Origin of the sequence: Serratia entomophila (assembly GCF_021462285.1) — a bacterium.
Classification (GTDB): domain Bacteria; phylum Pseudomonadota; class Gammaproteobacteria; order Enterobacterales; family Enterobacteriaceae; genus Serratia; species Serratia entomophila.
The window spans coordinates 2,514,475-2,526,395 of the sequence record NZ_CP082787.1 but is presented as its reverse complement, the minus strand read 5'-3'; the positions used below and the strand labels follow the sequence as shown (position 1 = coordinate 2,526,395).

At 59.7% G+C, this 11,921-nt stretch carries 8 protein-coding genes; 3 read left to right on the top strand and 5 right to left on the bottom strand.

Going from position 1 to position 11,921, the window contains the following annotated elements; translation table 11 throughout:
• Nucleotides 1-4: 4 nt before the first annotated feature.
• From ggt to KHA73_RS12340, 5 genes are all read right to left on the bottom strand, one after another.
• Complete coding sequence (ggt, locus tag KHA73_RS12360; RefSeq protein WP_234584601.1) at nucleotides 5-1,678, bottom strand: gamma-glutamyltransferase; 1,674 nt, start codon at nucleotides 1,676-1,678, stop codon at nucleotides 5-7.
• Between the two features lie 149 nt (nucleotides 1,679-1,827).
• Nucleotides 1,828-2,691, bottom strand: coding sequence for a LysR substrate-binding domain-containing protein (locus KHA73_RS12355; protein WP_234584600.1), 864 nt, complete (start codon nucleotides 2,689-2,691; stop codon nucleotides 1,828-1,830).
• Between the two features lie 212 nt (nucleotides 2,692-2,903).
• On the bottom strand, nucleotides 2,904-3,923 hold the full coding sequence (locus KHA73_RS12350) for an NADP-dependent oxidoreductase (protein WP_234584598.1): 1,020 nt from the start codon (nucleotides 3,921-3,923) through the stop codon (nucleotides 2,904-2,906).
• A gap of 169 nt (nucleotides 3,924-4,092) precedes the next feature.
• Entirely contained in the window at nucleotides 4,093-4,875 is a 783-nt protein-coding gene (locus tag KHA73_RS12345) for an SDR family NAD(P)-dependent oxidoreductase (protein ID WP_234584597.1), read from the bottom strand.
• A gap of 355 nt (nucleotides 4,876-5,230) precedes the next feature.
• Complete coding sequence (locus KHA73_RS12340) at nucleotides 5,231-5,899, bottom strand: TetR/AcrR family transcriptional regulator (protein ID WP_234584595.1); 669 nt, start codon at nucleotides 5,897-5,899, stop codon at nucleotides 5,231-5,233.
• 82 nt (nucleotides 5,900-5,981) lie between these two features.
• Here KHA73_RS12340 and KHA73_RS12335 point away from each other — a divergent pair, with 82 nt between their 5' ends.
• From KHA73_RS12335 to KHA73_RS12325, 3 genes are all read left to right on the top strand, one after another.
• Nucleotides 5,982-7,496: an MDR family MFS transporter gene (locus KHA73_RS12335; RefSeq protein ID WP_234584593.1), complete on the top strand. Its 1,515-nt coding sequence runs from the start codon at nucleotides 5,982-5,984 to the stop codon at nucleotides 7,494-7,496.
• A 148-nt stretch (nucleotides 7,497-7,644) separates the two neighbouring features.
• A complete protein-coding gene (locus tag KHA73_RS12330; protein ID WP_234584592.1) occupies nucleotides 7,645-8,787 on the top strand; it encodes an efflux RND transporter periplasmic adaptor subunit in 1,143 nt (380 codons plus the stop codon).
• 1 nt (nucleotide 8,788) lies between these two features.
• A complete protein-coding gene (locus KHA73_RS12325; protein ID WP_234584590.1) occupies nucleotides 8,789-11,920 on the top strand; it encodes an efflux RND transporter permease subunit in 3,132 nt (1,043 codons plus the stop codon).
• The last annotated feature ends 1 nt before the right edge of the window (nucleotide 11,921 follow it).

Below are 11,921 nucleotides of genomic sequence, written 5' to 3'. Positions count from 1 at the left end.
AGCGTTACTGCGGCACCACCAGCCCCACGCCGCGGCCGCGTGGATCCGAGGCGGTTTCCGGCGTGCGGCCATCGATGCGAATCACCTGAATATCCCCCATATTCCAGCCTTGATCCTCCAGCACATAGCCCATGGCCTTCAGCTCGTCGGCCACCTTGCCGGTCAGCGGGGCGAAGCCGTCATAATAAAGGGTATCCTTCGGCAACAGCTGGTGATGCACGCGCTGCGCGGCCACCGCCTGGCTCAGCGGCAGGTGATAATCGTAGATACTATTCATCACCTGGAAAATCGAGGTGAAAATACGCGAGCCGCCGGGCGTGCCGATCACCAGGCTAACCTGGCCGTCGCGGGTCACTATGGTCGGGCTCATCGAAGAGAGCATGCGTTTGCCCGGTTCGATGGCGTTGGCGTCGCTGCCGACCACGCCAAAGGCGTTGGCCACGCCCGGTTTGGCGCTGAAGTCGTCCATTTCGTCATTCAGCAGGAAGCCGGCGCCTTTGACCACCACGCCGCTGCCGAAGTCCCAATTGAGCGTGTAGGTATTGCTGACCGCGTTGCCGGCGGCGTCCACGATCGAGAAGTGGGTGGTCTGATGGGTTTCCAGGCCTGGGCGTACTTTCTCGGTTGGGGAAATTGCCGTTGGGTTGATCTCGTCGGCGCGTTTTTGCAGATAGTCGGGGGCGATCAGCTGCGCCTCCGGCACCTTGGTGAAGTCCGGATCCCCCAGGTAGTCGGCGCGGTCGGCGAACACCCGCTTTTCAATTTCCGCCAGCAGGTGAATATAGCGTGCCGAATTCAGCGTCACGCCGTTGAAATCGGCGGCGCGATCTTCCTTGATGCCCAGCAGCTGGGCCAGCGCAATGCCGCCGGAGCTGGGCAGCGGCGCGGTATAAATGGTGTTGCCGCGCCAGCTGATGCGCATGGGTTCACGCCATTTCACCCGGTAGTCGGTCAGATCCGCCTGGGCGATCAGGCCGCCGTCGCGTTGCATCTGGGCGATCAGCAGGCGGGCGGTTTCCCCCTGATAGAAATCTTCGGCTCCCTTGTCGGCGATGCGTTCCAGCGTTTTCGCCAGTTCCGGCTGTTTAAACACCGAGCCGGGCTTCATGCCGCCAAAGTAATCGCCAAAATTGGTTTTGCCGGCGAAAAGTTTGTTGGCGTCTTCGCGGTATTGATATTGCTGACCGGCCACCTTAAAACCTTGCCGCGCGTAGCCGATGGCCGGCGTCAGCAGTTCGGCCCAGGGGAGTTTGCCGAAGCGTTTGTGCGCTTCCCACAGCCCCAGCACGGTGCCGGGTACCCCGGCGGCGCGGCTGCCGACCAGGCTGAGATTTTCAATCACTTCGCCTTTTTCATTCAGATACATGCTCTTGCTGGCAGCCTTGGGGGCGACTTCGCGGTAGTCGAGAAAATAGGGCTTGCCGTCGACGTACAGCGTCATAAAACCGCCGCCGCCGATATTGCCGGCTTCAGGGTAGGTAACCGCAAGGGTAAAAGCGGTGGCGACCGCCGCATCAACGGCGTTGCCGCCGGCCTGCAGAATTTGTGCGGCAACTTTTGCGCCATATTGATCGGGGGCAGCCACCGCCCCGGCGGTCAGATCGGCGGCAAAAACCGCCGGGACGGCGCAGACCAGCGCCACGCTCAGCGTTATCTTTTTCAATAAACCGGCAGACATAGCAGATCCTTTTAGCGTTGTGCAATTATCAGGTGAATTAAACTAATTATTTTTAAACAGGGGCTTAGCGCATTTTTGGGCGCCATATTGAAGGTAGCAGCGGTCAGGCGGGGCTGCCTGACCGGCGTGAAGAATCGTGACGTAAAACGTTAAACCGCGCCTGGCAGCGCTTCGGTCAGCCACTGGCAAAACTGGCGGGTAAGCGGGTTGTTTTCGCTGTCGCGGTGGATAAGCCACGCCCAGCTGGCGCCGCGCACGCTTTTCTCGGCCATCGGCTGCAGCTGGCCCGCGGCGCAGGCCCGTTGTGACAACAGCTGGCTGACCAGCGCGATGCCGAGGCCGCTGCAGGCGGCATCCATCAGCAGGCCGGGATCGGAAAAGTTAAGCCCGTGGCTCTGTTGTCCAACGTCATGCCCGCCCGCCACCGTCCAGTGGCTCCAGTCCATTTCGCGTTCGCCGTGCAGCGTCAGCCGCTGTTCCGGCGGGGTCGCCAGCAGGCTGGGGTGGCAGGCGGGATACAGCCGGTCGGCATGCAGGATGTTGAACGCGCAGCCGGCCTGCGCGCTGAGGTCGTCGCGAATGGCGATGTCGACGGTTTCCGTTGCCATCTCCGGCGGCTCGAAGCTGGTGAACAGCCACAGGTCGAGCTGCGGATGGCGGCGATGAAAATCAGCCAGCCGCGGCAGCAGCCAGTGTCTGGCAAAGGCCGGGGTGGTGTTGACGATCAGCTGGTTGGGCTTGCGGTACTGATCCAGCCGGCGAATGCCGACGGCCAATTGCTGCAGCATCACCTGCGCGGTGCTGTAGAGATCGCGCCCTGCGTCGGTAAGGTTGACGCTGCGTCCGGTGCGGAAAAACAGCGGTTGCTCCAGATAGGATTCCAGGCTGCGGATCTGTTGGCTGATCGCCGACTGCGTGAGGTGCAGCTCGTCGGCTGCCTGGTGAAAGCTGCCCAGCCGGGCGGCGGCTTCAAACCCGCGCATGGCGTTGAGCGGTGGCCAATGTTTTAGCATTGCTGATAAGCCTTTCTAATCAGATGTACGCTAAATATATCGTTTGTTGCGGGACGATGTGAAGCCTGGCATTAAGATTATTGAAAACAGGCCGGCCCCCCTGAAAAGAATGTCTTAACAAAGCAACCGCCATGCAGGAGTAGATGTCGTCAAACTTGCGGAGATTGCTCTCGGTGATGACTCTATTTCACAGATTTAAACTTCCGTTGTTATCAGTCCTGAATCTTGACGACCACTTTTCCTTTCGCATGCCCCTGGGCAAGGTAGGCAAGAGCCTCCCTGGCCTCTGCAAAGGGGAACACCTTGTCGATCACGGGCTTGATTTGTTCGGCTTCTATGAGCTTGCCGATTTGGTTAAGTTGATTGCCATCAGGACGGACAAAGAGAAATGAATAGGTCAGACCCCGTTTTTTCGTAAGACGTATGATCTTGCGGCTCATCAGCCCGAACACAAAACGCAGTAAGGCGTTTAGTCCCCGAGCCCGTGCGAACGCGGTATCTAAGGGCCCGGTGAGGGAAACAATCTTTCCACCAAAATTTAGGATCTGGGTAGATTTTTCAATTGAATCGCCTCTGACAGTACCGAGAACGATATCGTAGCCGCTCATCACCTTTTCGAATTGTTGCTTTTTATAATCAACCACTTCGTCTGCGCCAAGACGACTTACCCACTCGACGTTGCCTGAACTTGTTGTCGTTCCCACCTTTGCGCCAAGGTGCTTCGCCAATTGGATCGCAAAACTGCCAATTCCCCCGGAACCTGCCGGGATGAAAACCTTCTGACCAGCCTGCAGCCTGGCTCGCTCTGTCAGCGCTTGCCAGGACGTGAGGCTCACCATCGGGAGCGAAGCTGCCTGCACAAAATCCAGGTTTGCGGGCTTCATTGCTGCGGCGCTTTCAGGCACTGCTGCAAATTCGGCAAGAGATCCCGTTCCTCTGTCGAAAATGCTGGCAAAGATTTCGTCACCTGGCGTGAAACGCGTCACGCGGCTCCCCACGGAGATGACAACTCCGGACAAGTCACTGCCCAATGTAGCGGGGAGCTTAAAATGCAAAACCGGCTTAAATATTCCGGTTGGGATAATGTTATCAATCGGATTCAGACCAGCCGCATGCACTTTAACCAGGATTTCATCCGCATTGATTACAGGATAACCGACGTTATCGAATCCTGATTCAGGGGATTTACCGTAGCGTTTAAACGTAAAGGCTTTCATCGTCTTGGCATTCATTTGTCGTTTACCCTGTCGCGTTTGTCAGTGGCATTTTTCTTAGCGGATCTGTTGCTGAGTAAAAAGGCAATCCCCAGGGATAGCTCGATAAATACTGCAAAAAGGATCTGCCCGTTTTACCTCTCTGCAGAACGTGCAAAAGACCGTTCTGCAGAGTGCACCTCATTAGCTAGAGCGCTTTATATCGCTCGGCGGCTTCATCCTGTTTGATGTCTGAAAGCAAAGCCTGACGCGAAGCATCGAGGGTGTCCCAGCGCGCAGCATTGTGTAAAGGTGGGATGGTGACGAGTTCACGGCGATCAAAACCCGCCAGAGCGGCATCCACTAACTCGCCCACTTCCATAAATTTTGACGAATTACTGATGTCGATACCCGCACGTTCCCAAATTTCAGTGTAAGTGCCGGCAGGGAGCACTGCCTGGATATAAATGCCCTTAGATGACAGCTCTACATTCATGCCCTGAGACAAGAAAAGAACAAAGGCTTTGGTTGCGCCGTAAACCGACATGGAAAATTCAGGAGCCAGGCCTACGATGGAACTGATGTTGACGATCGATCCTTCACCCGCTTGCACAAACCGTGGCGTCACCGCACTGGCAAGCCTCGTCAGGGCGGTGACGTTGAGCGCGATAAGGCTTTCTATCGAATCAGGCGTCTGCTCTGTAAAACTGCCGGACTGCGCGATGCCCGCGTTGTTGATAAGAATGCCAATCCGCGCGTCTTCACGCAGGCGAGCTTCGACAGCTGCTAAATCAATCGGTTGCGTGAGGTCGGCAGGCAGAACATCGACAGAGATACCATTTTCTTGCCGCAGACGATCGGCAAGTATCTCTAACCTTGCTTTGTCGCGCGCAACCAGAACAAGGTTATGGCTCCGGCGAGCGAACCGTTCAGCATAAACGGCACCAATACCCGTGGATGCGCCTGTAATGAGAGCTGAAGCTTTAGTCATAAATTGATCTTCTTTATTAATGGGTAAACAGATTCGCAATGTGCAACCGGGGACGCCTGCTGCTTTACTTGCTGGTCTCGGCAGGCGGTAATGATGATGGTCATAATCTAAAAAGTCAATTGATTAGATTATGGTTATCATCAATGTATGATGGCCCTATATTTTGAGGGGGCAGTAAAGCATGAAAGTGTCAAAAGAGCAGGTTCGGGAAAACCGAATGCGTTATGGGGAAGGGGGGCGTGATGTCGGCACTGGGCACCGATGCAGCCCCAATCAAGGTGGGGCTGGAACGTCAGTTGGCAGTTTTAGGAAATGAAAATGGAACGCATAGGCGGCCGCTGACATCGCGGTGCGATCAACGCGCCGGGCCCACGCCGTAGCGCAACAGGGCGATGGCATGGCGGGCGATGTCTTCGGCGTTCAGCTGGTTTTTATCCTTATCTTGGCGCCATTTGGGCGCGGTGGCCAGCGGCAGCAGCGTGATACCGAATAGCGTGAAGAACAGCAGGGAGGGCTCGAGATCGGGATTGAGCTTGCCCTGCGCCTGCCAGCGGGCGATGGATTGCAGCGCGATCTTGCGGCGCTCATCGCCGAAACGTTCATCCATCCGCTGTTTCAGCACGCCGCTTTCACTCATTACCTCCCGCAGCCACAGCGGGGCAAACCACGGGTGCTCCAACGCGATGTCGATAAAACGCTGCGCCAGTTGGGTGAAGGCGGCGACCGGATCGTCCGCGTTGGCGTCGAACACCTCGCCGGCAATCTTGCGCACCGGCAGAAAACGCTCTTCGATCAACACGTCCAGCAGCTGTTCCCGGTTGTGGAAGTAGTAGTGCAGCATCGCCGGGGTCACGCCGGCGGCGCGGGCGATGGCGTTCAGCGAAGTGTCTACTATGCCCTGGCGGGCAAACAGGTTTAGCGCGGTATCAAGCAGATGCTCGCGCTTATCCGTCCCTTTGGCGCCGCCGCTCGGCCGGCCGGGGCGGCGGGGCTTGGCGGGGTTTTGAACGTTTCGTGCTGTCATCGCGGTGGGATCCATTGACCGAGGAAAAGAACAGCCCATATATTAATTATGCAATTAATTAATTACAAGTGAGTCGACCCAGATGAGTATTGAAAACGCGGCAAATCGCCAGGATAACGGCGGGGCGGCTGAAAAAGCGCCCTCGATCCGTTTGCTGTTCTCCGCGCTGCTGCTGGTGATGCTGCTGGCGGCACTTGATCAAACCATTGTCTCCACCGCGCTGCCGACCATCGTCGGTGAATTCGGCGGGCTGGAGAAACTGTCGTGGGTGGTGACCGCCTACCTGCTGGCCTCCACCATTGTGGTGCCGCTGTACGGCAAATTCGGCGATCTGTTTGGCCGCAAGATCGTGCTGCAGATTGCCATCCTGGTATTTCTGCTGGGGTCGGTGCTGTGCGGGCTGGCGCAAAACATGACGCAACTGATCATGATGCGCGCGCTGCAAGGGTTGGGCGGCGGCGGATTGTTGGTGGTCACCATGGCGGTGGTCGGCGACGTGATCCCCCCGGCGGAACGCGGCCGCTATCAGGGCCTGTTCGGTGGGGTATTCGGCCTGGCCACGGTGGTGGGGCCGTTGATCGGCGGCCTGCTGGTGCAGCATTTCTCCTGGCGTTGGATTTTCTATATCAATCTGCCGCTGGGGATTTTCGCCCTGTTGGTGATCGGCGCGGTATTCCAGTCGCGGGTCAGTCGGGTGCGGCATGAAATCGATTTTCTCGGCGCCGGCTATCTGGCGGCGGCGCTGACCTGCATCATCCTGTTCACCAGCCAGGGCGGCACGGTGATGGCATGGTCGGACGGCCAGCTGTGGTGCATTCTGGCCTTCGGCCTGGTGTCGCTGGGCGGGTTTATCTATGAGGAGAGGCTGGCCAGCGAACCGATCATTCCGCTTGGCCTGTTCCGCAACCGCACCTTCGTGCTGTGCGGCCTGATTGGCTTTATCGTCGGCATGTCGCTGTTCGGTTCAGTCACCTTTCTGCCGCTGTATCTGCAGGTGGTGAAAGACTCGACGCCGTCGCAGGCCGGGATGCAACTGCTGCCGCTGATGGGCGGCATTATGGTCAGTTCGATAATCAGCGGCCGGATCATCAGCAAGCGCGGCAAATACCGGCTGTTCCCGATCCTCGGCACCCTGTGCGCGCTGGGGGCGATGACGCTGCTGGGCACCCTGACCAACGACACTCCGGTGCAGCTGCTGTATCTCTACATTTGCCTGCTGGGCTTGGGCCTGGGCATGGTGATGCAGGTGATGATCCTGGCGGCGCAAAACAGCGTTGAGCCGCAGCATATGGGGGTCGCCACCTCCAGCGCCACGCTGTTCCGCTCGATTGGCGGTTCGATCGGCGTAGCGGTGTTCGGCGCGATTTTCACCCATGCGCTGCATACCCGGCTGGCCGCGCTGTTGCCGGATGGCGCGCCGCTGCCGCGTTCCCTCGGCGCGGAGGCGGTGCATCACTTGCCGGCGGCGTTGCAGCAGGACTACCTGCAGGCGTTTGGTGGGGCGATCCACTCGGTGTATCAAATCGCCGCCGGGGTGATGGCGCTGGCTTTCGCGTTGACCTGGCTGCTGAAAGACGTGCCGCTGCGGCACAAATAACCGCTAACGCCGGCGCAATCCATACTCCGCGCCGGCGTTCCTCATGCCCTGCGATGGATTTTTACGCAATCCTTACGCAACCCTGTCAGACGAAAAACACCGCATTCGATATATTGAGAATAGTCATTCTCAATAGGATAGTTAGTCAATGCAGAGGAAAACGATTTTTCTTGTCAGCCTGTCGCTGCTGCTGAGCGCCTGTGACGGCCAGAGCGGCGCCGCGCCGGCGGGAGCGGGGGCCGCGCAGGAGGTTGGCGTGGTTACGTTGCGCGGCCGGCCGGTCACCCTGAGCAGCGAACTGACCGGCCGGGTTAACGCCACCATGACCTCCGACGTGCGGCCGCAGGTTGACGGCATTATCAAGCAGCGGCTGTTTGTCGAAGGCGATGAGGTGAAAGCCGGGCAGGTGCTGTATCAGATCGATCCCGCGACCTATCAGGCCAGCTATGACCAGGCTGCCGCCCAGCTGAAGAACGCCCAGGCAACGGTGCAGTCCGCCCGGCTGAAGGCCCAGCGCTATGCGGTGCTGGTGAAAGAAAATGGCGTCTCCAAACAGGACGCCGACGATGCCCAGGCCAGTTACCTGGCGGCGGTGGCTTCGGTGGCGCAGTACCAGGCTGCGCTGGCGTCGGCGCGCATCAATCTCGAATACACCAAGGTGCGCGCGCCGATCGCCGGGCGCATCGGCATCTCTTCGGTCACGCCGGGGGCGCTGGTGACCGCCGGGCAGACCGATGCGCTGGCCACCATCCGCGCGCTGGATCCGGTCTACGTCGATCTGACCCAGTCCAGCACCCAGTTGCTCAAACTGCGCCGCCAGCAGGCCTCGTTGCAGCGCGGAGATGTCACGCCGGTCGCCATCTCGCTGGAGGACGGTACCCCTTACGGCCATAGCGGCAAACTGGAGCTGACCGAGGTGGCGGTGGATGAGTCCACCGGCTCGGTCACGCTGCGCGCCCTGTTCCCCAACCCGGAACACCAGCTGCTGCCGGGCATGTATGTGCATGCCAAGGTCGACAACGGCGTGGATCCCAAGGCCATTCTGGCGCCGCAACAGGGCATTACGCGCAACGCCAAGGGCGAAGCTACCGCCCTGGTGGTCGATGCGCAAAACAGGGTGGAACTGCGCGACGTCACCGCAGAACGGGTCATTGGCAGCAACTGGCTGATAGACAAAGGCCTTAACGACGGCGATCGGTTGATCGTGGAGGGCACCAGCAAGGTGGCCGCCGGCGTCGCCGTCAAACCGGTGGACGTGGCGGCCGAAAAAGCCCAGAGCGGGGGGCAGTAATATGGCGCAGTTCTTTATCCGGCGGCCGGTGTTCGCCTGGGTTATCGCCATCATCGTCATGCTGTGCGGCCTGATGTCGATCAACTCCCTGCCGATATCGCAATACCCGGACGTTTCGCCGCCGCAGATCTCGATCGCCGCCACTTATCCGGGCGCGGATGCGCAAACGCTGGAGAACAGCGTCACTCAGGTGATTGAACAGCAGTTGACCGGCCTGGACGGCCTGCTGTATTTCTCCTCGACCAGCAGCTCCGACGGTTCGGTGAGCATCAACGTCACCTTCGCGCAGGGCACCGATCCGGACATCGCTCAGGTGCAGGTGCAAAACAAGGTGCAACAGGCCGAAAGCCGCCTGCCGAGCGAAGTGACCGCGCAAGGGGTGACGGTCAAGAAATCCCAGAGCAGCTTCCTGTTGATCGTCGGCATGTACGACGAAACCGACCAGGCGACGATGTCGGACATCTCGGACTATCTGGTGAGCAACCTGCAGGATCCGCTGTCGCGCATCGACGGCGTCGGCGACGTGCAGGTATTCGGCTCGGAATACGCCATGCGCATCTGGCTGAATCCGACCAAGCTGGCGTCCTTCTCACTGATGCCGTCCGATGTGGCGACGGCGATCGAAGCGCAAAACACCCAGGTTTCCGCCGGCAAGATCGGCGATTTGCCGGCCGGCGCCAATCAGCAGCTGACCGCCACGGTGAAAGCGCAGTCGCGCCTGCAGACCCCGGAGCAGTTCCGCAACATCGTGCTGAAAAGCGACAGCAGCGGGGCGCTGGTGCGCCTGGAGGACGTGGCGCGGGTCGAGTTGGGCAGCGAGGATTATTCCGCCAGCGCCCGCCTGAACGGCCACCCGGCGGCGGGTATCGCCGTCAAGCTGGCGGCCGGGGCCAATGCGCTCAATACCGCCAGGCTGGTGAAGGCCAAGGTGGCGGAATATCAGTCGTCGATGCCGAACGGCTATAAGGTGGCATACCCGAAAGACAGCACCGACTTTATCAATATCTCGATTGAAGAGGTGGTGAAAACCCTGTTCGAAGCGGTGGTGTTGGTGGTTTTGGTGATGTTCCTGTTCCTGCAGAACCTGCGTACCACGCTGATCCCGACCATCACCGTGCCGGTGGTGCTGCTCGGCACCTTTGGCGTGCTGGCGGCCTTCGGCTATTCGATCAACACCCTGACGCTGTTCGGCATGGTGCTGGCGATCGGCCTGTTGGTGGATGACGCCATCGTGGTGGTGGAAAACGTCGAACGCGTAATGCGCGAAGATCGCCTGCCGCCGCGCGAGGCGACGGAAAAGTCGATGAAGGAAATCACCGGCGCGCTGGTCGGCATTGCGCTGGTGCTGTCGGCGGTATTTCTGCCGATGGCGTTCTTCGGCGGCTCAACCGGGGTTATCTACCGCCAGTTTTCCGTCACCATCGTTTCTTCCATGGTGTTGTCGGTGATCCTGGCGTTGACGCTGGCGCCGGCGCTCTGCGCCACCTTGCTCAAACCCGCCCACGATGAGCTGACCGATAAAGGGCTGCTCGGCAAATTCAACCGCGGCTATAACCGCCTGCAGGAAAAATACGCCGATAAGGTCGGCAACGTGATCCATCGGCCGACCCGCTACCTGCTGATGTACGGGCTGTTGCTGATCGCCGCCGCCGTGATGTACTTGCGCCTGCCGACCGGCTTTTTGCCCAACGAGGATCAGGGCGTGGTGATGGTGCAATATACTCTGCCGGCCGGGGCGACCAACGCGCGCACTGCGGCGGTGAGCGACGCGGTGAAGGATTATTTCCTCAACGACGAAAAGGCCAACGTCAGCACCATTTTCACCATTAACGGCTTTGGCTTCAGCGGCAGCGGGCAAAACGCCGGCATGGCCTTCGTCAGCCTCAAGGACTGGAGCCGGCGCAGCGGCAGCGAAAACACCGCGGACGCCATCGCCAGGCGCGCCATGGCGCATTTCGCCGGCATCCGCGACGCGCAGGTGTTCTCTATGAGCCCGCCGGCGATCGACGGCTTCGGCCAATCCGACGGATTTACCTTCGAACTGCAGGCCAAAGGGGCCACCACCCGGGCGGAACTGCAGGCGATACGTGACCAGATAGTCGCCGCCGCCGGCAAAAATCCATCGCTGGCCGCGGTGCGCGCCAACACGTTGCCGGACACGCCGCAGCTGCAGGTGGAGATAGACAACGGCAAGCTGCAGGCGCTGGGCCTGAGCGCCGGTGACGTCAGCAGCACCCTCAGCAGCGCCTTCGGCAGCACCTACGTCAATGACTTTATCGACCGCAACCGGGTGAAGAAAGTTTATATGCAGGGCGATGTGGCGTTTCGCTCCAAACCGGAAGATCTCGATAAATGGTTCGTGCGCGGCACCAACGCGTCCGGCGCCAGCAGCATGACGCCGTTCCCGGCCTTTGCCTCCTCCCATTGGATCTACGGGCCGGAGAACCTGTCGCGCTACAACGGGCTGTCGTCCTTCGAGATAACCGGCCAAGGCGCGGCGGGCGCCAGCTCCGGCACCGCCATGCAGGAAATGGAGAAGCTGGCGGCGAAATATTCGGCGAACAGCAGCTATGCCTGGAGCGGGCTTTCCTATCAGGAACGCTTGACTAGCGGGCAGGCATCTTCCTTGTACGCCATCTCACTGGTCGTGGTGTTCCTGTGCCTGGCGGCGCTGTATGAAAGCTGGTCGATCCCGTTCGCGGTAATGCTGGTGGTGCCGATGGGCGTGGTGGGTTCGCTGTTGGCGATCACCCTGCGTGGGCTGGAAAACGACATTTACTTCCAGGTGGCGCTGTTGACCATTATCGGTCTGTCGGCGAAGAACGCCATTCTGATCGTCGAATTTGCCGAAGAAATGCACCAGCGCGGCGAAACGCTGATCCAGGCGGCGATCCACGCCTCGCGCATGCGTCTGCGGCCGATCCTGATGACCTCGCTGGCGTTTACCGCCGGGGTGCTGCCGCTGGCGGTATCCAGCGGCGCCGGCGCCAACAGCCGCATCGCCATCGGCACCGGCATCATCGGCGGCACCCTGACCGCCACCGCGCTGGCGATCTTCTTCGTTCCTTTGTTTTATGTGCTGGTGCGCCGCCTGTTTACCCGCAGGCCAGCCGCCAAACAGGCAGGAGAGTAAT